This is a genomic window from Streptomyces sp. NPDC041124, from assembly GCF_055592385.1.
In genome coordinates this window covers 87,140-106,610 of sequence record NZ_JBVIYR010000004.1, presented here as the reverse complement: position 1 = coordinate 106,610, position 19,471 = coordinate 87,140, and the positions used below count along the sequence as shown (strand labels likewise).

Sequence of the window (19,471 nt, the reverse complement as noted above, 5' to 3'; positions counted from 1 at the left end):
CCGCGGCTCGGGGCCACTCACCGCCGTCAGGTCCGATGCTGCGACCCGGTAGTACCGGTCTTCCGGTCAACCTGTGAACTCCGGTCGCTGGTAGGGCGTCCACCAGCTGAGCAGCCCCCAGAGCCCGAGCGCGAGCGCGCCCACGGCGAACACGGCCGCGAACCATGGGCGGCGGGACGTGCGCAAGGCCAGCAGCCAGGCGGCGAGCGGGACGAGCGCGCCGCCGGCGGCGATGAGGGGGAGATCGAGGTAGAGAACGCTCAGGTCCCGGTGCATGCCCTCGAACCCGCCGTGGACGCTGACCCGTGCCTTCGGTGCCCAGACGAGCAGCGCCGTGATGGCGCCCGCTGCCGCCAGGAGCAGCCCGCAGCAGCCCGCTCCGTGTTCCCTCATGCCCTGAACCGACGCGATCGTCGTCTCGGCGGTTCCCCCGGACACCTCACTGCCGGTACCCGCCCAGGAACCGCCCGATCCGGCCGATCGCCGTCTCCAGGACGTCCGCGTGGGGGAGGGTGAGGATGCGGAAGTGGTCGGGGGAGGGCCAGTTGAAGCCGGTGCCCTGGACCACCTGGATCTTCTCGCGGAGCAGCAGGTCGAGGACGAACCTCTCGTCGTCGTGGATCCGGTGCACCTTCGGGTCCAGGCGCGCGAACGCGTACAGCGCGCCCTTGGGTTTCACGCAGCTCACGCCGGGGATCTCGTTCAGCTTCTCCCAGGCGACGTCCCGCTGTTCGCGCAGCCTGCCGCCCGGCGCGGTCAGTTCACGGATCGACTGCCGTCCGCCGAGGGCGGCCTGGATGGCGTACTGGGCGGGCGCGTTGGCGCACAGCCGCATGGAGGCCAGCATGGTCAGGCCCTCGAGGTAGTCCTTGGCGTGCTGCTTCGGGCCGGTGACCACCAGCCAGCCCGAGCGGAAGCCCGCCACGCGGTAGGTCTTGGACAGGCCGCAGAAGGTGAGGACGACCAGGTCGGGGGCGAGGGCGGCGGCCGAGTGGTGCACGGCGTCGTCGTAGAGGATCTGGTCGTAGATCTCGTCGGCGAGGACCATCAGGCCGTGGCGGCGGGCCAGGTCGAGGATGCCCTCGACGATCTCCTTCGGGTAGACCGCGCCGGTCGGGTTGTTGGGGTTGATGATGACCACGGCCTTGGTGCGGTCGGTGATCCTCGCGGCCATGTCGTCCAGGTCCGGGTACCAGTCGGCCTGCTCGTCGCACAGGTAGTGGACCGCCTTGCCGCCGGAGAGAGTGGTCACCGCCGTCCAGAGGGGGAAGTCCGGGGCGGGGATGAGGATCTCGTCGCCGTCCTCCAGCAGTGCCTGCACGGCCATCGACACCAGCTCGGAGACGCCGTTGCCGAGGAAGACGTCGTCGACGTCGACCTCGAGGCCCAGCGTCTGGTAGCGCTGGGCGACCGCGCGGCGGGCGGAGAGGACACCGCGGGAGTCGGTGTAGCCGTGTGCCCGGGGGAGCATGCGGATCATGTCCTGGAGGATCTCCTCCGGCGCCTCGAAGCCGAACAGGGCCGGGTTTCCGGTGTTCAGGCGCAGCACGCTGTGCCCCGCCTCCTCCAGGGCGTTGGCGTGCTCGATCACCGGACCGCGGATCTCGTAACAGACCTCGCTGAGCTTGCTCGACTGCCGGAACTCCATGCGCCCCTCCGGATTCTGGTGTTGCTTGGTTTTACCAAGTGGAAGCTTGGAAAGTCCAACGACATGTCTAGACTGCGTCGCATGTCACCACGCCGAAGCTACGACCAGTACTGTTCCGCCGCCCGCGCGCTCGACGCCGTCGGTGACCGCTGGACGCTGCTGATCGTCCGCGAACTCCTCGCCGGCCCGCGGCGCTACACCGACCTGCACGCGGACCTGCCGGGCGTCAGCACGGACATGCTGGCCTCGCGGCTGAAGGACATGGAGCGCGACGGTCTCGCCACCCGCCGCAGGCTGCCCCCGCCCGGCGCGGCCTACGTCTACGAACTCACCGCCCGTGGGACCGCGTTGCTGCCCGTCCTGCAGGCCCTCGGCGCCTGGGGCGAGGCGGAACTGGGGGAGCGGCGCCCCACGGACGCGGTCCGCGCCCACTGGTTCGCGCTGCCCCTGCTGCGCGCCCTGGGGGACGAGACGGGACTCGTCGAAGTCCGGCTCGACGAGGGGGTGTTCCACGTGCACGCCGGTGCCGCTGCCGGACCCGTCTACGGGGACGGCCCCGCACCGGGTGAACCCGACGCCCGGCTCTCCCTGGACACCGGCACCTGTACGGCGATCGGCCGCGGCGAACTGACCCTGGCCGACGCGGTCCGCGCCGGACGGGTCGAGGTGGCCGGTGAGACTCCGCTGGCCAAGGAGCTGCGGGAGGGGTGACCGGGAACGCGGAAGGCCCGCACAGGGCGGGCCTTCCAAGGGAGTTGTCGTGTCACGCCGTCGGCGGCACCCCGGGCGGACGTCCGGAACCCCTCGTCAGGCGGTAGCCGGCGACACCGGCGAGCGCGGCCAGCGCGCCGCCCGCGGCCGTCCAGATCCAGCGGTCGGACCACCAGCCGGAGGTCCAGCCGTCCTCCGGTTCCAGGCCGGCCAGGACCGCGGTGGGCGAGTCGTCGTCCTCCGCCAGGTCCTGCTCGGCCGGGGTCGCGATGCCCGGCACCAGCGGCTCGGACAGCGTGCCGTCCACCGCCGCGGCACCGCCCATGTCCTGGGACTCGACCCGCAGTTCCGCGGAGACCGGCTGCCCCAGGTCGGACGTCGACAGCCGCAGCGCGGTCAGGCGCACGTAGTAGGTGCCCGGCAGCGGGTCGTCGGCCCACGGCTCCGACCAGGCGCGGACCGTGCGCAGCACGCACTCCAGCTCCAGCGAGGGCGCGTCGGCGCCCGCGGTACGGGTCTGCGCCCCGTACTGGCAGGCCTGGCGGCGGCGCAGACCGTCGTACACGTCGACCTGCCAGGTCTCGGCCGCGTGGCTCTCCGGCAGTTTCACCGTCGCCCGCACCGTGGGGCGCTGTCCGGCGTCCGCGGGGAACGACCAGTACAGGTAGTCGCCCGTGGAGGCGCGCGCGGTGGCGGTCCGCCCCTGCTCGACCTCCGTCGCGGTACGGAAGGACGTGCCCGCGCGGGTGGGGCCCTCACTCTCCCCGGACGCCTCCGGGGAGGGTGAGGAGTCGGCCGCCGCGGGGGCCGCGGCCAGTCCGAGCGTCAGCAGGGCCGCGCCCAGTACACGTATCGCGCGCATCAGTGGGTCCTCCAGACAGCGAACCGCCAGCGGGACAGCCAGCCCCAGAGCAGACCGGCGACGAAACCGGTCACGATCAGCGCGCCGAGCAGCCACCAGCCCCGGCCCAGACCGAAGGACGCCACGTCACTCGCCCCGTCCGGGCCGTCCACGACGTCGACGGTCAGCTCCAGCGGAAGACCGGGGGTGGTCTTCACCCCGGAGTCCGCCGAGAAGGAGTGGGTCACCACCAGGCACACCACCTCGGCGGCCGGCTTGTCGGCGTCGTCGTCGTCCCGCTCCGGCTTCGGATAGCGCAGGCCGGTGGAGAGGACGTCCGTACGGCCGTTGCCCGCGGCCTCGCCCCGCACGATCTCCCGGCCGTGCACCGTGACGGCCCGCAGCAGCACGCCGTGGTCCGGACGCACCGCCCGGTCCGCCGCCACGCTCACCGAGGCCCGCAGCTCCTGCCCGGCGATCAGCTCCACCCGGTACCAGCGCTGCTGCCCGAACTCCTCGCGGTCGGTGTAGAGGCCGGACTCCACCGCGGGCGCCTTCGCGCACGAGTCGGCGCCCCGCACCGCCACCGGGGTCACCACCGGCTCGGCCGCCCGGTCCACCAGTTCGTTGACCCGGTCGGTGAGTTCGTCCTGGTGCTCGACCGAGGCGTACGTACCGCCGGTCGCCTCCGCGATGCAGCTGAGCTGCCGGCTGAGCTTGGCGTTCGGGACCAGGCCCAGGGTGTCGATGGTCAGGCCGATGCCCTTGGCCGCGATCTCCCGGGCCACCTCGCACGGGTCGAGCGGGGCGCAGGTGTCCTCGCCGTCACTGATCAGAACGATGCGCTTGGAGCCGTCGCCGTCCCCGAGGTCGTCGGCGGCCTTCAGCAGCGCCGGGCCGATGGGGGTCCATCCGGTCGGCGCGAGCGTGGCCACCGCGGTCTTGGCCTCGGTGCGGTCCAGCGGGCCGACCGGGTAGAGCTGGGCGGTGTCCTTGCAGCCCTCCTTGCGGTCGTCACCGGCGTAGTCGGCGCCGAGCGTCCGGATGCCCAGTTCGACCTCCTCCGGTGTCGCGTCCAGCACCTCGTTGAACGCCTGCTTCGCCGCCGCCATCCGGGACTGGCCGTCGATGTCCTTGGCCCGCATCGAGCCGCTCACGTCGAGGAGCAGGTTGACCTTGGGCGCGTCCCGGCCCGTGGGTTCGTCGGCGGCCGCCCCGGCCGGGAAGGCGAGCCCGGCCGTCAGTGCGGCGAGCAGGACGCAGGCGCCTGCCACCGGCCGTTTTCTTCTGATCATCGGCGGATCCTATTGATCCGGCGTGCCCCGCTCCAAAACGGGGTGTCACAGAGACCCGGCCTGGAAGGGATTGGGCAGTTCCGCCCACTGGTCCCCGGCCGTGCGCGGTGACAGCCGCATCAGCGTCAGCGCCTTCGCCGGCAGCGGCCCACCGGTCAGCGCGGCCAGGTCCGGGGTGCGCGGCAGCTCCCGCACCGCGCTCTCCAGCGCCGCCCGCAGCACCGGCCCCGACCCCGCCGTCCCCGCCAGCGCACCCGCCACGAGCGAGCCGAACAGCTTGCGCCGCAGGGTGCGTTCGTCGTCCGTGACCATGCGGGCGGGCAGCTCGGGGAGCGGGACACCGTGCCGGGCCAGCCGCGCCGGTCCCACCCGCAGATCGGCCAGGTCGCGATAGACCAGCCGCACCGGATCCCCGTCCGCCGACAGCACCACGAGCAGATTCTGACCGTGCGCCTCCAGCGCCACCCCCAGCTCCAGCAACCGCAGCCCGACGGTCAGGGCGAGCACGGTGAAACGGGTCAACCAGCTTGGCGAGTCGGGCAGTTCGGTGGTGGCCAGCGCCGCCACCGGTACGACCCGCTCCCCGGCCGCCGCGTACACCCCGGGCGACTCGCGCAGCACCGCCGCGAGATCGGGCGACCCGGCCGCCACCGCGCCCAGCGTGCGGGTGATGTGCAGCAGTCCGTCCGTCCGCGCCGCCACCGCCTCCCCGAAGTCAGACAGCACCGCCGACGCGGCGACCGAACCCAGCGAGATGTCCCGCACCGAGGACGTCAGCCGGGCGCTCAGCGCCGTCTTGACGTGCGGCCCGTCCGGCAGTGCGAGGGTACGCAGCGCCATCAGCGGATGCGCCGGGAGCCGCCCCTCACCCGTCCGCTTCAGCACGTGGGCCGCCTGCCAGGGATGCACCGGGACGAGCAGCCGCCCCGCCTCCCGCAGCCACCGCGGCCACACCCCCGCCACCAGGCACTCCCCGGCCGGCACCGGCACCAGCCCCAGCTCCACCACCGGCCGGTGCTCGGGTCCGTAAGCGAGCTGCTCCGCCACCGAGAAGCCGGGCCGGGAACGGCAGCCGGGGTGGAACGGGTGACCGTCGCTCACCCGCTGCTCCCACTCCCAGTCCCGCGCCGGCCACTCCCGCGGGGGAGCGTCCCGCCCCGCCCGCGACAGCGCCAACGACGCCACACTGTGCCCGAGTTCGGCGGCGAACACCGCCGAGTGCGGTACGGCCAGCTCCGTCATCAGCCGCGCCGGGTCCTCGTACGCCGTCCCGTCCAGCCGTACGGCGGTGACGTGGGCGCCCGTCGCGTACGGGTCGGACCGCGGCCCGTGCAGCAGGCGCCCGTCCGCCAGCCGCAGGGTGAGCCCGTCGCCACCCGGTTCACGGCGCGTGACCCAGGGCAGCGGCTCGTGCGCGAGACCGCGCCACAGCCGGGACAGCACGGCCGCGCGGGCACCGGGAAGCCCTCCCGCGTACCCGGCGACGAGACCGGGCCGTACGGCGGCCAGCTCGTCGGCGACCTCGGCCTCGGCGGTGGGGGGACGGTGCACGGGCGGTCTCCTCGGGTACGTACGGAACGCGACGAACGGGGGGACGACGACAGACATACTGATCGTCTCCGCCGGACAGACGTAGGGAACCAGAACGCGTGGACCTCATGCCCCCGCCCGCAGACGACCACGCGGCGAGCCGCGCCGGCCCGGCCGGACGTGCCGACGCCTACGCGGCCGTACCGCTGCTGAACTGCCTGCTGCGCGAAGTGGCCGAGCCCCTGCCCGGACCGGAACCCGCCAGGGACGCGGACGCCCGCCGGACGTACCGGCTCCCCGGTACGGGCCGGCTGCTGAGGGTGTACGGCACCCGCCGCCCCGCCGCCCCCGAGGTGCTCACCGCGCACGCCTGGCACCGCCTCGGCCACCCGGAACTGGTCGAACTCGTCGCCGGGGAACTGCGCCGGCACACCGGCCTGTCCAATCACGAACTGCCCGCGGAGATGCTCGACAGCCGGGACGCGGTGGCCGCCCTGCTCGACGCCCGTGCGCGGGCCGCCCCGCCCGCCGACCCCTACCTGCGCTCCGAGCAGTCCCTGCTCACCGGCCACCCCCACCACCCCGCCCCGAAGGCGAGGGGCGGCGGCCCCGCGGCCGGCTGGCTGCCCTACGCGCCCGAGGCACACGCCCGCTTCCCGCTGACGCTGCTGGCACTGCGCGAGGACACGGTGGTGGAGGAGGGCGACACCGCCGCCCTCGACCGTCTGGGCGCCGCCCCGCCCGGCTACCGCCTGCTGCCCGCGCATCCCTGGCAGCTCGACCTCGCCGCCCGCGACCTCGCCCCCGCCTTCGCCGACGGCCGCCTCCTCCGGCTGGGCACGACCGCCTTCCCGGTGTGGCCCACCGCGGCGATCCGTACCGTGTACGCGCCCGGCGACGACCTGTTCCTCAAGTTCAGCCTCGACGTGCGCATCACCAACGACATCCGCCGGCTGTGGCGCCACGACCTGCGGAGACTGCACGGGACCGACGCGGCCGTGCGCCACGCCTTCGCCGCGTTCGACGGCCCGGCCGCCCCCGCCTGGCTGAGCGACCGGGGCCACCGCACCGCGGACTTCGCCTTCGAACAGCTGGCCGTGGTCGTCCGTGACGGACTGCGCGGCCACGTCGTGCCGGGCGCGACCCCCTGCCTCGCGGCGGCGCTGGCCGAGGGCTTCGACGGGAGCCCCCTCGCCGGCACCACCCGTCCGGCGCAATGGTGGGAGAGCTACCTGAACCGTGTGGTGCCCCCGCCCCTGACGGCGTTCGCCGAGCACGGCGTCGTCCTGGAGGCCCACCTGCAGAACACCCTGATCGCGATCGGCCCGGACGGCATGCCCGTACAGGCCCTCTTCCGGGACGCCGAAGGCGTCAAACTCCTCCCGGAGGCGTCCGGGACGGCCTCGCTGCCCACGGTGTCCCGGGCGGCCGGCTGGGAACGCCTGGTGTACTGCCTGGTCGTCAACCACCTCATGGAGATCGCCGCCGCCCTGGCCGAACACCACCCCGGCCTCGACCCCTGGCCGGCCGTCCGCCGGGAACTGGCCCGCCACGACCTTCCCGAGATGCCCGCCCTCCTCGGCGCCCCGACCCTCCCCGCCAAGACCAACCTCCTCCTGCGCTGGACGGCGGCGGACGGCGCCGACGCCCGCTACCGGCCGCTGCCGAACCCGCTGGCCGCCGGGTGAGGACGAACAGGCGACAACCCGGCACGTGCCCCACACTCTGAGAGGAGACTGCCGGCGGATCGCGCCCGAGGAGGCGTGCTTGTGCATGACGTGCCGTTGTGGCTGTGGATCGTGTTCGTTGTCGTCGTGCTGGTGTCACTCGCGGTCGACCTTCTCGCGCACCGCACGGCACATGTCATCGGCTTCCGTGAGGCGGCCGCCTGGAGCGCACTCTGGATCGGGCTGGCCATCGCCTTCGGAGGCGTCGTCTTCCTCGTGGTCGGCACGGACGCGGGGGTGGAGTACACCACGGCCTGGCTGCTGGAGAAGAGCCTGTCCGTCGACAACCTGTTCGTCTTCGCGCTCATCTTCAGCTACTTCAAGGTGCCGAGGGCCTACCAGCACCGCGTGCTGTTCCTCGGCGTCCTGGGCGCCCTGGTCTTCCGCGGCATCTTCCTGGCCGCCGGTGTGGCCGTGGTCAACCGCTTCACGGCCGTGCTGTTCGTCTTCGCGGCGATCCTCTTCTACAGCACCTACAAGATCCTCAAGGGTGAGGACGAGAGCTTCGACCCGGGCAAGAGCTTCGCGGTCAGACTGCTGCGCAAGTTCATCCCCGTCCGGGACGAGTACGCGGGCCCCCACTTCTTCGTCAAGGAAGCGGGCAAACGGGTGGGGACGCCGCTGCTGGCCGTCGTGGCCGCGATCGAGGCGGCCGACCTCGTCTTCGCCGTCGACAGCGTGCCCGCGGTCCTGGCCGTCAGCAGTGACATCTTCATCGTGTACACCAGCAACGCTTTCGCCATCCTCGGTCTGCGCGCCCTGTACTTCATGCTCGCCGGCCTGCTGGACCGCTTCCACTACCTCAGCGTCGGCCTCGCCCTGATCCTCGCCTTCATCGGCGTCAAGCTCGTCCTCCAGGCGTCCCACAAGACGATCAGCACGTCCGTGCCCGAGATCCCGTCCCTCCTCAGCCTCGCCGTCATCGTCGTGGTGCTGGGCGTGTCCATCGGGCTCAGCATGCTGCGTCCCCCACCGGAGAAGAAGAAGTCCGAGTAGGGGTGACCGGGACAGCCAGCTACCCCGAAAGGTGCAAAGCGGGCGTAACGTGCTGGTATGAGCCCTGACCGGAACCGCGACGGGACCCAGCCCTCCGGGCGGGTGTGCGGCTCGTGCCGACAACCGGTGGAGACCGTCGTGCGACGACACAAGACCTTCGGGATCTACGTCCCGCAGTGGACCGCGGGTCCCTGCCACAACCCCGACTGCGAGCACTGCGTCCCCGAGTGGGTGCCCGTGTACCCGCCGCGCGCCGCGCACGCCGGGACAGACCGCCGCCGGAAACAGACCGGGCCGCCCGCCTGACCGCCCGGGCCCTCATCACGCCCGGTTAGGATGCCCATTCGACGCCGGACGAGGACGGGGTGGACCGGGAGCATGCTGAAGCAGGTCACCGCCGTCCGCTACGTCGAACCCCTGCACTCCGGCGGCTCCGTCCCCGGCCTGTTCGAGACCGACGACCTGGGCACGTACGTCGTGAAGTTCACCGGGTCGGCGCAGGGGCGCAAGGCGCTGGTCGCCGAGGTGATCGTGGGGGAGCTGGCGCGGGCGCTCGGACTGCGCTTCCCCGAACTGGTCCTGGTGCACTTCGATCCGGTGGTGGCGGACAGTGAGCCGCACCAGGAGGTGCGCGATCTGCACACCGCCAGCGCCGGGGTCAATCTCGGCATGGACCATCTGCCCGGGGCCCGGGACTTCACCCCGGAGGTCGCCCAGGACTTCCCCGTGGACCCGATGGAGGCGGGGCGGATCGTCTGGCTGGACGCGCTGACGGTGAACGTGGACCGCACCGTCCACAGTTCCAACCTGGTGGTGTGGCCGACGCTCGGCGTCGCGCCCCCGCGGCTCTGGCTCATCGACCACGGTGCCGCGCTCGTCTTCCACCACCGCTGGGAGGGCTCCGACCCCTCCAAGGCGTACGACTTCCGCCACCACGCCCTCGGCCGGTACGGGCCCGACGTCCGCGCGGCGGACGCCGAGCTGGCACCGAAGGTCACCGGGGAACTGCTGCGGTCCGTCGCCGCGGAGGTCCCCGACGACTGGCTGGCCGGCGACCCGCGCTTCGCCACGCCCGACGAGGTCCGGGACGCGTACGTGGCGTACCTCCACGCACGCGTGCGGTCCTCGCAGTCCTGGCTGCCCACCGACTTCCCCGGCGCGCGGGAACTCGCCGAGGAGAACGCCCGGCGTGCGGCGCGGACCCGGCGGGGGCGTCCGGACTGGCTCAAACGCGTCCCGGACCTGCACGGCAAGCCCGCGGCGGAACAGGACTGGTCGGTCCACCTGGGCGGACGGCCGCGCCCGGGCGGGTGATCTCAAGGACCCACCCGCCCGGGCGCGCGGCTCAGCCCCTGAGCTGCTCGTACGCCGGAAGGGTGAGGAAGTCGGCGTACTCCTCGTCGAGGGCGACCTTCAGCAGCAGGTCGTGGGCCTGCTGCCAGGTGCCCGCCGCGAACGCCTCCTCGCCGAGCTCGGCACGGATGTCCGCCAGTTCCCGCGCGGCGATCTCGCGGGCCAGCCCGGCGGTGACCCGCTCGCCGTTGTCGAGGACGACACCCGCGTTGATCCACTGCCAGATCTGGGAGCGGGAGATCTCGGCGGTGGCCGCGTCCTCCATCAGATGGAAGATGGCGACCGCGCCGAGGCCGCGCAGCCAGGCCTCGATGTAGCGGATGCCGACCTGCACCGCGTTGACCAGGCCCGCGTACGTCGGCCTGGCGTCCAGGGAGTCGACGGCGATGAGGTCCTCCGCCTTCACGTCCACGTCCTCGCGGAGGCGGTCCTTCTGGTGCGGCCGGTCGCCGAGCACCCGGTCGAAGGACTCCATGGCGACGGGCACCAGGTCGGGGTGGGCGACCCAGGAGCCGTCGAAACCGTCGTCCGCCTCGCGGTCCTTGTCGGCGCGGACCTTCTCGAAGGCGACCTTGTTGACCTCCGGGTCCCGGCGGGAGGGGATGAACGCCGCCATGCCGCCGATGGCGTGCGCGCCGCGCTTGTGACAGGTGCGCACGAGGAGTTCGGTGTAGGCGCGCATGAACGGGGCGGTCATGGTGACCGCGTTGCGGTCCGGGAGGACGAACCTCGCGCCGCCGTCACGGAAGTTCTTGACGAGGGAGAAGAGGTAGTCCCAGCGGCCCGCGTTCAGGCCCGAGGCGTGCTCGCGCAGCTCGTAGAGGATCTCCTCCATCTCGTACGCGGCCGTGATCGTCTCGATCAGGACGGTGGCGCGGACGGTACCGCGGGGGATGCCCAGGTACTCCTGGGCGAAGACGAACACCTCGTTCCACAGCCGGGCCTCCAGGTGGGACTCCGTCTTGGGGAGGTAGAAGTACGGGCCCTTGCCGCGCTCGGTCAGCCGCCCCGCGTTGTGGAAGAAGTACAGACCGAAGTCGACGAGCGCGCCGGGCACCGGGGTGCCGTCCGGGTCCGTGAGGTGCCGCTCGTCCAGGTGCCAGCCGCGCGGGCGCACGACGACCGTCGCCAGCTCCTCGTCGGGGCGCAGGGCGTAGGACTTGCCGGACGCCGGGTCGGTGAAGTCGATGGTCCGGGTGAAGGCGTCGATCAGGCCGATCTGGCCGGTGACCACGTTCTCCCAGGTGGGCGACGAGGCGTCCTCGAAGTCCGCCAGCCACACCCGCGCACCGGAGTTGAGGGCGTTGACGGTCATCTTGCGGTCGGTGGGGCCGGTGATCTCGACACGGCGGTCGTTCAGGGCCTCGGGGGCCGGCGCCACCCGCCAGGAGTCGTCGGCGCGGATCGCGGCGGTCTCCGGGAGGAAGTCGAGCGTGCAGGTGCGCGCGATCTCGGCGCGGCGCTCCGCGCGGCGGGCGAGGAGCTCGTCACGCCGGGGCGTGAACCGCCGGTGCAGCGCGGCCACGAAGGCGAGGGCCGGCTCGGTGAGGACCTCCTCCTGCCGGGGCAGGGGCTCGGCGTCGACGATGGCCAGCGGGGACGGCGCTGGTGCGGACATCGGCTGTCACTTCCTTCGGCGTGCGGGGCGAGGGGCCGGTCGGCCCGGTGCGGCTCGGGACGCTCGTACGGACAGGTGCGCTTGCGGTGGGCGGGTGGATACTAATTTCCTCATGGTGGAAGTTCAATGTTCTGTTGAGGGCGAGGTGCTCCCGGGGCGGGGAAGGCGGCGCCCGGTGTTCCCGTCCCCTGCCCGCGGCCGGCCCGGCTCACTCGAGGTGCGCCAGATCCGCCTCGGTGTCGATGTCGTACGCCTCGGCCACGTCACCGCACTCGACGAGCGTGACCCGGTCCGCGTGTTCCGCCAGGTAGGCGCGCGCTCCCCGGTCGCCCGACGCGGACGCGGCGACACCGGCCCAGTGCGCGGCGCCGAACAGGACGGGATGGCCGCGCACGCCGTCGTAGACGGCGGAGGCGAGCGACGCGGGCGACCCGTACGCGCCGAGTACCCGGGAGACCGCCCGGGGCCCGATGCCGGGCTGGTCGACCAGGAGCACCAGCGCGGCCCGTACGCCCGTGCCGGCCAGGGAGTCCAGCCCGGCCCGCAGGGAACCGCCCATGCCCCGCTCCCACGCCGGGTTGTCGACGACCACACAGCCGGGCAGCGAGACGCGGGCGCGCACCTCCTCCGCCCGGGCGCCCAGCACCACGTGCACGCGCGCGCAGCCGCCGGCGCGCAGCACCCCTGCCGCGTGCTCCACCAGCGGCCGTCCGCGATGGGTGAGCAGCGCCTTGGGGCGCCCGCCGAGACGCCGCCCGCCCCCGGCCGCCAGCAGGATTCCCGCGATCCGGTCCTCGTCGTCCGCCATGGGTCCTGCATACCCCATCCGCCGTGCCGTGACGGGACGGCGGATGGGGTATGCGAGTGCCCCCGGCGCCCGGCTGTCACGCTGTGGAGCAAGCCGATGACGCAGCGGACTGGCGCAAACACCCCGTGGTGGCGTTTACTGGCGCGCACCGACCGGCGGCGGGGGTGCTGGGGCCGGGCGGGGAGGCGCGCGACGGCATGCCAGGGGGAGGACCGTGTTGCGGAGCGTTGAGCAGAGGCGTGTGCCCGGCAGTCAGGTGGATCCACGGGTGGCGGGGCTGCGCTCGGCCGTCGCCCGGTTACGTCGTCAGCTCGCCGCCCATCCCGCGGAGTTCCGGGACCGCGCCATCGCGGAGGAGGAACTCGCCGCACTGGCGGACCTGGCCGCCGGCGCCCCTCCCGACATCCCCGGCCTGCGCCGCTCCCTGCTGCTGGTCGCCGGGGCCATCGGCTCGGTGAGCGCCCTGGGGCCGGGCGTGCGCGAACTGCGTGAGGCGGTCGACCTGTTCGGCCGGCCGCCGCGCGGCTGACGCCCTCCGTCCGCCCCCGCGCCGGTCCGCGGCGCGTGCCGTCAGACGGCCGGCGCGGTGCCGGGGGTGGCGAGAGCCCGCGACAGGTCCACGGCGGCCTGCTGGAGCACCGGGACGATCCTCTCCGTCGCCGCCTCCGTGACCCGGCCGGCCGGACCGGAGATGGAGATCGCGGCCGCCGTGGGGGAGTCCGGCACGGGCACCGCGAGACAGCGGACGCCGATCTCCTGCTCGCTGTCGTCGATCGCGTAGCCCTGGCGGCGCACCTCCTCCAGCGCCGCGAGGAAGCCGTCCGGAGTGGTGATGGTCCTGTCGGTCGCGGCCGGCATGCCCGTGCGGCCGAGCAGGGCCCGTACGTCCTCCGGCGGGAAGCCGGACAGCAGGGCCTTGCCCACGCCGGTGGAGTGCGGCAGCACGCGCCGCCCGACCTCGGTGAACATCCGCATGCTGTGCTTGGACGGCACCTGGGCCACGTACACGACCTCGTCCCCGTCGAGCAGCGCCATGTTCGCCGTCTCCCCGGTCTCCTCCACCAGCCGGGCCAGGTACGGCCGCGCCCAGGTGCCCAGCAGCCGGGAGGCGGACTCGCCGAGCCGGATCAGACGGGGGCCGAGCGCGTACCGGCGGTTGGGCTGCTGGCGCACGTAACCGCAGGCGACGAGGGTGCGCATCAGGCGGTGGATCGTCGGCAGGGGCAGTCCGCTGCTCGCCGACAACTCGCTGAGGCCGACCTCGCCCCCCGCGTCCGCCATCCGTTCGAGCAGGTCGAAGGCGCGCTCGAGGGACTGCACGCCGCCGCTGGGGGCGGACCGGGCGGAGTCGGTGGTGCTGGCGCTGGACGTCGGCACGGCGCGTTCCTTTCGGGACTGGCGGGGAGGGCAGAGCCTACCCGGCAGCCGGTCGACCGCCCGCCGGCGCTCAGCCGCCTTCTGGTCATGGAAATGGTCGTTCCGCGGCGTGGAAATGTCGAGAGGGTGTCCGGTGGGCCGTCCCGCCGGGAAAGGTGCCCTTGACGGGGTGCGACCCGAGGGGAACACTCCTTCAACAGAACGTTGAAATCCGGCTTCGTGCCCATGTTCCCGCGCACCTGCGGAAGTCCAGGAGGATCCGGGTGTCCGACGCCGAACTCGTGCTGCGCTCGACGCGCGTCATCACTCCCGGGGGAACCCGGGCCGCCTGCGTCGCGGTCGCCGGCGGCACGATCACGGCCGTCACCCCGCACGACGCCCCCGTCCCCTCAGGCGCCCGCCTGGAGGACCTCGGCGACGACGTCCTGCTGCCCGGCCTCGTCGACACCCACGTGCACGTCAACGAGCCGGGACGCACCGAGTGGGAGGGCTTCTGGACCGCCACCCGCGCGGCGGCGGCCGGCGGCATCACCACCCTGATCGACATGCCGCTCAACTCCCTGCCGCCCACCACCACCGTCGGCCACCTGCGCACCAAACAGCGGGTCGCCGCCGACCAGGCCCACGTCGACGTCGGCTTCTGGGGCGGCGCCCTGCCGGACAACGTCCAGCACCTGCGCCCCCTGCACGAGGCCGGCGTCTTCGGCTTCAAGGCCTTCCTGTCGCCCTCCGGCGTCGACGAGTTCCCGCACCTCGGCCCGGACCAACTGGCCCGCTCCCTCCAGGAGATCGCCGCCCTCGACGGACTGCTGATCGTGCACGCCGAGGACCCGCGCCACCTCGCCGCCGCCCCGCGGCACGGCGGACCCAGGTACGCCGACTTCCTCGCCTCCCGCCCGCGCCGGGCCGAGGACACCGCCATCGCCCACCTTCTCGACCAGGCGAAACGCCTGAATGCGCGGGTGCACGTCCTGCATCTCTCCTCCAGCGACGCGCTGCCCGTGATCGCCGCCGCCAAGGCCGACGGCGTACGCGTCACGGTCGAGACCTGCCCCCACTACCTCACCCTCACCGCGGAGGAAGTCCCGGACGGCGCCAGCGAGTTCAAATGCTGCCCGCCCATCCGCGAGGCCGCCAACCGGGACCTGCTCTGGCAGGCCCTGGCGGACGGCACCGTCGACTGCGTCGTCACCGACCACTCCCCGTCCACCGCCGACCTCAAGACGGACGACTTCGCGACCGCCTGGGGCGGCATCTCCGGCCTCCAGCTCAGCCTGCCCGCCGTGTGGACCGAGGCCCGCGGACGCGGCCACGGCCTTCAGGACGTGGTGCGCTGGATGGCGGCGCGCACGGCCCGGCTGGCCGGCCTCGGCACCCGCAAGGGCGCCATCGCGCCCGGCCACGACGCCGACTTCGCCGTCCTCGCCCCCGACGAGACCTTCACCGTCGACCCCGCGGCGCTCCAGCACCGCAACCGCGTGACGGCGTACGCGGGCCGCACCCTGCACGGCGTCGTCAAGTCCACCTGGCTGCGCGGCCGGTGCGTCCTGGCCGGCGGCGAGTTCACCGAGCCGAAGGGCCGACTCCTCACCCGCTCCCCCTGACAGCGACACCGAGAGGCAGGACCGGAACACCGTGACGGCGATCCAGAGATTCACCGGCGACGCGCACCCCTACAGCGGCGGTGACCCGTACGCGGACTACCGCACCGCCGACTTCCCCTTCACCCACCACGTCGACCTCGCCGACCGCCGGCTCGGCGCCGGGGTCGTCGCCGCCAACGACGAGTTCTTCGCCCAGCGCGAGAACCTCCTGCTGCCCGGGCGCGCCGAGTTCGACCCCGGGCACTTCGGGCACAAGGGCAAGATCATGGACGGCTGGGAGACCCGTCGCCGGCGCGGCACCTCCGCCGCACACCCCTGGCCGGCGGACGAGGACCACGACTGGGCGCTGATCCGGCTCGGCGCGCCCGGGATCGTCCGCGGCATCGTCGTGGACACCGCCCACTTCCGCGGCAACCACCCCCAGGCCGTGTCCGTCGAGGGCACCTCCGTCGCGGGCACCCCGTCCCCGGAGGAACTCCTCTCGGACGACGTGCGGTGGACGACGCTGGTGCCGCGCACCCCGGTGGGCGGCCACGCGGCCAACGGCTTCGCCGTCGCGGCGGAGGAACGCCTCACCCACCTGCGCCTCAAGCAGCACCCCGACGGGGGCGTCGCCCGGCTGCGGGTGTACGGCGAGGTCGTCCCGGACCCGGCGTGGCTGACGGCGCTCGGCAGCTTCGACGTCGTCGCCCTGGAGAACGGCGGCCGGGTCGAGGACGCGTCCGACCGCTTCTACTCACCGGCCGTCCACACCATCCAGCCGGGGCGCTCCCGCAAGATGGACGACGGCTGGGAGACCCGGCGCCGCCGCGACCGGGGCCACGACTGGATCCGCTACGCGCTCGTCGCCCAGGCGCGGATCCGGGCCCTGGAGATCGACACGGCGTACCTGAAGGGCAACAGCGCGGGCTGGGCTTCGGTGTCGGTCAAGGACGGCAAGGACGGCGAGGACGGCGACTGGCGGGAGATCCTGCCGCCGACCCGTCTCCAGCCGGACACCGACCACCGCTTCGTCCTCCCGGAACCGGTGACCGCCACCCACGCCCGCCTGGACATCCACCCCGACGGCGGAATCTCCCGCCTGCGCCTCTTCGGCACCCTGACGGAACAGGGCACCGCCGGCCTGCGGACCTGACCCCCCGCCCGCGGCGCACCCGCGCCGCGGGCGGCGGGGCGCACGTCACGCCGCGTGGCCACCGTCCACGGAGAACTCCGCGCCGGTGACGTACGACGCCCCCGCCAGGTGGGCGATCGTCTCCGCCACCTCCTCGGCCGTCCCGAACCGACCCAGCGCGGTCATCGCCGCCTGCCCCGGCGCGTACGGCCCGTCCGCCGGGTTCATGTCCGTGTCGATCGGCCCCGGGTGGACGATGTTCGCCGTGATCCCCCGCTCGCCCAGCTCCCGGGCCAGCGCCTTCGTCAGCCCCACCAGCGCCGACTTGCTCATCGCGTAGAGCGTCCCGCCGGGCCCGGGCACCCGCTGGGTCATGCACGTACCGACGGTGATGATCCGGCCCCCGCGCGGCATGACGGCGACCGCCGCGCGGGAGGTGAGGAACACCCCGCGCACGTTCACCGCGAGCACCCGGTCGACATCGGCGGGGGTCAAGGTCTCCACCGGGCCGAGCAGACCGACGCCCGCGTTGTTCACGAGGACGTCGAGCCCGCCCAGCTCCCGCGCGGCGGCCGCCACCGCCCCCACCGCGTCCTGCGGGTCACCGGCGTCCGCCCGCACGGCCACCGCGCGGCGCCCCAGCGCCTCCACGGCCCGTACGACCTCCTCGGCCGCCTCCTTGCCGTTCACATAGGTCACCGCGACGTCCGCGCCCTCCCGCGCGAGCCGCAGTGCCGTCGCCGCGCCGATCCCGCGGCTGCCGCCGGTGACCAGGGCCGCCTTGCCGAGCAGGTTCATCTCCGTGTTGTGCGTCGTTGTGCCGTGTGTCGTTCGTTGCGTCATGCGTCCATCCCAGCGCGCCCGGCCTCCCGTCGCTGGCGGCGAACGGACGTCGACCTGGCCCGGCCGGCGATGAGTCGCGGGACCCGCCCCGGTCTGAACACGTGAGGGGACCACCCCACCCGACGCACGAAAGGCAGGAACCGGTCATGGGCAAGCTCGTAGTCACCGCCTTCGTCACCCTCGACGGCGTCCACCAGGCGCCCGGCGGCCCCCGGGAGGACACCAGGGACGGCTTCGACCAGGGAGGCTGGAGCGTCCCCTACGGCGACGAGGACTTCGGACGGTTCGTCGACGAGGTGTTCTCCCGCGTGGGCGCCTTCCTCCTCGGCCGCCGCACGTACGACATCTTCGCCTCCTACTGGCCGAAGGTGACCGACCCCGCCAACCCGGTCGCCGGGAAGCTGAACACGCTGCCGAAGTACGTCGCCTCCGCCACCCTCACCGACCCCGGCTGGGCCGGCACCACCGTGATCGGCGGTGACCTCGCCAAGGAGGTCACCGCCCTCAAGGAGCGCACCGACGGCGAACTCCAGGTGCACGGCAGCGGAGCCCTCGCCCGCTCCCTGTTCGCCCTGAACCTCGTGGACACCCTGCACCTGCTGACCTTCCCGGTGATCCTCGGCGCCGGACGCCGGCTGTTCCCGGAGGGCTCGCCGCCGACCGCCCTGCGGCACACCGGCGGACGGATCACCTCCGCGGGCGTGTCCGTCCAGTCCTACGACCTCGACGGACGCCCCCGGTACGGGGAGTACCCGCTCCCGGAGAACGCCTGACCGACGCGGGCCGAAGGGCCCAAGACAAGTGCCGGGGCGCGGGCGCCATACTGAGACCTGACAGCCGGAACGAAGCTTGGGGAGTCATGGTGAGCGGTCTCGTGGTCGTGGGCGTGGACGGATCGGCGTCGGGACTCGCCGCGGTGGAGGTCGCCGCGCGGGAGGCCGCGCTGCGCAAGGCGGGGCTGCGCGTGGTGCACGCCTGCGTCTGGCCGGCCATGCACGTGCCGATGGGGCCGTCCCCGATGGGACCGCCGGAGGGCGGCCTGCAGAACATGGTCGACCGCCTCATGGCCGAGGCCGTCGAGCGCGCCCGCGAGGCGGCGCCCGAGATCACCGTCGACCAGGTCGTGGTGACCGGCGACGCCCTCACCGCCCTCGAGGCGCAGTCGCGCGGCGCCGAGTTGGTCGTGGTCGGGACCCGCGGCATGGGCGGGTTCGTCGGACTGCTGGTGGGCTCGACCGCGGTCCACCTGGCGGCGCACGGCCGCTGCCCGGTCCTGGTGGTGCGCGAGGAACCGCAGGCGGACGGCCCGATCGTGCTGGGCGTCGACGGTTCCGCCGCCGGGCAGCGCGCCGTGGAGTTCGCCTTCGCCGAGGCCGCCCTGCGCAAGGCGCCGCTGGTGGCACTGCACACCTGGACCAACTGGAACGCTCCGATGCCCGCCCCGCAGGACGCCTCCGCGCCCTACGCGAACGAGCCGGGAGCGCTGGTGGGCGAGGAGGAGAGCCTGCTGTCCGAGGCGCTCGCCGGCTTCCAGGAGCGCTACCCGGACGTCACGGTCGAGCACCGGACCGTGCAGGGCGGCGCGCGGGAGGAGCTGATCGAGGCGAGCCGCTCCGCTCAGCTCGTCGTCGTCGGCGCCCGCGGGCGCGGCGGCTTCACCGGGCTGCTCCTGGGTTCGGTCAGCCAGGCCCTGCTGCACCACGCGCACTGCCCGGTCGCCGTGGTACGGGGCACGGGCGAGCGCACCTGAGGGATCAGCCGGCCTTCTGGCTCTCGGCGGCTGCGAACAGGGCACCGGCCAGCACCAGCAGGGCGATGCTCGCGTAGATCTCGTAGCCGTCGAGGAAACCCCACCGGTGCACGAGCCCCCAGTTCCAGTCGGTGAACTCGGTCACCAGGCCGGCCACCCCCTGCACCAGGGCGAGGAATCCCAGAACCTCCAGCGTCTGCTTCATGCCACCGACTCTCCTCCCGCGGCCACCGCGCCCGCGTCGGCCGCGGGGCGC

The 19,471-nt window shown here is 73.4% G+C and carries 20 protein-coding genes; 10 read left to right on the top strand and 10 right to left on the bottom strand.

The features are described from left to right. Positions 1-66: 66 nt before the first annotated feature. Together ACZ6A9_RS12170 and ACZ6A9_RS12165 are read right to left on the bottom strand one after the other, a co-directional pair. On the bottom strand, positions 67-393 hold the full coding sequence (locus ACZ6A9_RS12170) for a hypothetical protein (protein ID WP_468983262.1): 327 nt from the start codon (positions 391-393) through the stop codon (positions 67-69). A gap of 46 nt (positions 394-439) precedes the next feature. Next, entirely contained in the window at positions 440-1,648 is a 1,209-nt protein-coding gene (locus ACZ6A9_RS12165) for a pyridoxal phosphate-dependent aminotransferase (protein ID WP_468983259.1), read from the bottom strand. 81 nt (positions 1,649-1,729) lie between these two features. On the opposite strand from ACZ6A9_RS12165, the gene ACZ6A9_RS12160 reads away from it, so the two are divergent. Continuing rightward, positions 1,730-2,359, top strand: coding sequence for a winged helix-turn-helix transcriptional regulator (locus ACZ6A9_RS12160; RefSeq protein ID WP_468983256.1), 630 nt, complete (start codon positions 1,730-1,732; stop codon positions 2,357-2,359). A 52-nt stretch (positions 2,360-2,411) separates the two neighbouring features. On the opposite strand, the gene ACZ6A9_RS12155 is transcribed toward ACZ6A9_RS12160, so the two are convergent. The 3 genes from ACZ6A9_RS12155 to ACZ6A9_RS12145 are packed head-to-tail and all read right to left on the bottom strand — an operon-like array spanning position 2,412 to position 6,046. After that, the gene (locus ACZ6A9_RS12155) at positions 2,412-3,221 is read right to left on the bottom strand and encodes a hypothetical protein (protein WP_468983252.1); all 810 of its coding nucleotides are present in this window, start codon (positions 3,219-3,221) and stop codon (positions 2,412-2,414) included. Then, complete coding sequence (locus ACZ6A9_RS12150) at positions 3,221-4,495, bottom strand: VWA domain-containing protein (RefSeq protein WP_468983249.1); 1,275 nt, start codon at positions 4,493-4,495, stop codon at positions 3,221-3,223. The genes ACZ6A9_RS12155 and ACZ6A9_RS12150 overlap by 1 nt, the downstream gene beginning before the upstream one ends. A gap of 45 nt (positions 4,496-4,540) precedes the next feature. Continuing rightward, positions 4,541-6,046 carry an IucA/IucC family protein gene (locus tag ACZ6A9_RS12145; protein WP_468983247.1) on the bottom strand — a complete coding sequence of 502 codons (1,506 nt, stop codon included), beginning with the start codon at positions 6,044-6,046 and terminating at the stop codon, positions 4,541-4,543. A 107-nt stretch (positions 6,047-6,153) separates the two neighbouring features. On the opposite strand from ACZ6A9_RS12145, the gene ACZ6A9_RS12140 reads away from it, so the two are divergent. From ACZ6A9_RS12140 to ACZ6A9_RS12125, 4 genes are all read left to right on the top strand, one after another. Continuing rightward, a complete protein-coding gene (locus tag ACZ6A9_RS12140; protein ID WP_468984570.1) occupies positions 6,154-7,713 on the top strand; it encodes an IucA/IucC family protein in 1,560 nt (519 codons plus the stop codon). Positions 7,714-7,794: 81 nt separating this feature from the next. Then, entirely contained in the window at positions 7,795-8,748 is a 954-nt protein-coding gene (locus ACZ6A9_RS12135) for a TerC family protein (protein WP_468984567.1), read from the top strand. Positions 8,749-8,886: 138 nt separating this feature from the next. Further along, the gene (locus ACZ6A9_RS12130; RefSeq protein ID WP_468983245.1) at positions 8,887-9,054 is read left to right on the top strand and encodes a hypothetical protein; all 168 of its coding nucleotides are present in this window, start codon (positions 8,887-8,889) and stop codon (positions 9,052-9,054) included. 72 nt (positions 9,055-9,126) lie between these two features. Continuing rightward, on the top strand, positions 9,127-10,062 hold the full coding sequence (locus ACZ6A9_RS12125) for a HipA family kinase (RefSeq protein WP_468983243.1): 936 nt from the start codon (positions 9,127-9,129) through the stop codon (positions 10,060-10,062). A 31-nt stretch (positions 10,063-10,093) separates the two neighbouring features. On the opposite strand, the gene aceB is transcribed toward ACZ6A9_RS12125, so the two are convergent. Both aceB and ACZ6A9_RS12115 read right to left on the bottom strand, forming a co-directional pair. Then, complete coding sequence (aceB, locus tag ACZ6A9_RS12120; protein WP_468983239.1) at positions 10,094-11,719, bottom strand: malate synthase A; 1,626 nt, start codon at positions 11,717-11,719, stop codon at positions 10,094-10,096. Positions 11,720-11,927: 208 nt separating this feature from the next. Next, positions 11,928-12,527: a nucleotidyltransferase family protein gene (locus ACZ6A9_RS12115; RefSeq protein WP_468983237.1), complete on the bottom strand. Its 600-nt coding sequence runs from the start codon at positions 12,525-12,527 to the stop codon at positions 11,928-11,930. A 241-nt stretch (positions 12,528-12,768) separates the two neighbouring features. On the opposite strand from ACZ6A9_RS12115, the gene ACZ6A9_RS12110 reads away from it, so the two are divergent. Next, entirely contained in the window at positions 12,769-13,056 is a 288-nt protein-coding gene (locus tag ACZ6A9_RS12110) for a DUF5955 family protein (protein WP_468983234.1), read from the top strand. A gap of 41 nt (positions 13,057-13,097) precedes the next feature. Here ACZ6A9_RS12110 and ACZ6A9_RS12105 read toward each other — a convergent pair whose 3' ends face one another. Then, a complete protein-coding gene (locus ACZ6A9_RS12105; RefSeq protein ID WP_468983232.1) occupies positions 13,098-13,904 on the bottom strand; it encodes an IclR family transcriptional regulator in 807 nt (268 codons plus the stop codon). A 263-nt stretch (positions 13,905-14,167) separates the two neighbouring features. On the opposite strand from ACZ6A9_RS12105, the gene allB reads away from it, so the two are divergent. Then, positions 14,168-15,508 (top strand): allantoinase AllB, encoded by a 1,341-nt coding sequence (gene allB, locus ACZ6A9_RS12100; protein WP_468983229.1) that lies wholly within the window; start codon positions 14,168-14,170, stop codon positions 15,506-15,508. A gap of 31 nt (positions 15,509-15,539) precedes the next feature. Then, positions 15,540-16,643, top strand: a complete 1,104-nt coding sequence (alc, locus tag ACZ6A9_RS12095; RefSeq protein WP_468983226.1) for an allantoicase — start codon at positions 15,540-15,542, stop codon at positions 16,641-16,643. A gap of 45 nt (positions 16,644-16,688) precedes the next feature. On the opposite strand, the gene ACZ6A9_RS12090 is transcribed toward alc, so the two are convergent. Then, positions 16,689-17,465 carry an SDR family oxidoreductase gene (locus ACZ6A9_RS12090; protein ID WP_468983223.1) on the bottom strand — a complete coding sequence of 259 codons (777 nt, stop codon included), beginning with the start codon at positions 17,463-17,465 and terminating at the stop codon, positions 16,689-16,691. A 146-nt stretch (positions 17,466-17,611) separates the two neighbouring features. On the opposite strand from ACZ6A9_RS12090, the gene ACZ6A9_RS12085 reads away from it, so the two are divergent. After that, the gene (locus ACZ6A9_RS12085; protein WP_468983220.1) at positions 17,612-18,238 is read left to right on the top strand and encodes a dihydrofolate reductase family protein; all 627 of its coding nucleotides are present in this window, start codon (positions 17,612-17,614) and stop codon (positions 18,236-18,238) included. An 89-nt stretch (positions 18,239-18,327) separates the two neighbouring features. Then, complete coding sequence (locus ACZ6A9_RS12080; protein ID WP_468984565.1) at positions 18,328-19,215, top strand: universal stress protein; 888 nt, start codon at positions 18,328-18,330, stop codon at positions 19,213-19,215. A 4-nt stretch (positions 19,216-19,219) separates the two neighbouring features. On the opposite strand, the gene ACZ6A9_RS12075 is transcribed toward ACZ6A9_RS12080, so the two are convergent. Further along, positions 19,220-19,420, bottom strand: coding sequence for a hypothetical protein (locus ACZ6A9_RS12075; RefSeq protein ID WP_468983219.1), 201 nt, complete (start codon positions 19,418-19,420; stop codon positions 19,220-19,222). Positions 19,421-19,471 lie beyond the last annotated feature (51 nt).

What these genes read in the sequence shown, in the direction of transcription:
- ACZ6A9_RS12090 (WP_468983223.1), bottom strand. Translation starts at nt 17,465, where the DNA reads ATGACGCAACGAACGACACACGGCACAACGACGCACAACACGGAGATG.
- ACZ6A9_RS12150 (WP_468983249.1), bottom strand. Translation starts at nt 4,495, where the DNA reads ATGATCAGAAGAAAACGGCCGGTGGCAGGCGCCTGCGTCCTGCTCGCC.
- aceB (WP_468983239.1), bottom strand. Translation starts at nt 11,719, where the DNA reads ATGTCCGCACCAGCGCCGTCCCCGCTGGCCATCGTCGACGCCGAGCCC.
- ACZ6A9_RS12125 (WP_468983243.1), top strand. Translation starts at nt 9,127, where the DNA reads ATGCTGAAGCAGGTCACCGCCGTCCGCTACGTCGAACCCCTGCACTCC.
- ACZ6A9_RS12165 (WP_468983259.1), bottom strand. Translation starts at nt 1,648, where the DNA reads ATGGAGTTCCGGCAGTCGAGCAAGCTCAGCGAGGTCTGTTACGAGATC.
- ACZ6A9_RS12170 (WP_468983262.1), bottom strand. Translation starts at nt 393, where the DNA reads ATGAGGGAACACGGAGCGGGCTGCTGCGGGCTGCTCCTGGCGGCAGCG.
- ACZ6A9_RS12160 (WP_468983256.1), top strand. Translation starts at nt 1,730, where the DNA reads ATGTCACCACGCCGAAGCTACGACCAGTACTGTTCCGCCGCCCGCGCG.
- ACZ6A9_RS12155 (WP_468983252.1), bottom strand. Translation starts at nt 3,221, where the DNA reads ATGCGCGCGATACGTGTACTGGGCGCGGCCCTGCTGACGCTCGGACTG.
- ACZ6A9_RS12115 (WP_468983237.1), bottom strand. Translation starts at nt 12,527, where the DNA reads ATGGCGGACGACGAGGACCGGATCGCGGGAATCCTGCTGGCGGCCGGG.
- ACZ6A9_RS12085 (WP_468983220.1), top strand. Translation starts at nt 17,612, where the DNA reads ATGGGCAAGCTCGTAGTCACCGCCTTCGTCACCCTCGACGGCGTCCAC.
- ACZ6A9_RS12075 (WP_468983219.1), bottom strand. Translation starts at nt 19,420, where the DNA reads ATGAAGCAGACGCTGGAGGTTCTGGGATTCCTCGCCCTGGTGCAGGGG.
- ACZ6A9_RS12140 (WP_468984570.1), top strand. Translation starts at nt 6,154, where the DNA reads ATGCCCCCGCCCGCAGACGACCACGCGGCGAGCCGCGCCGGCCCGGCC.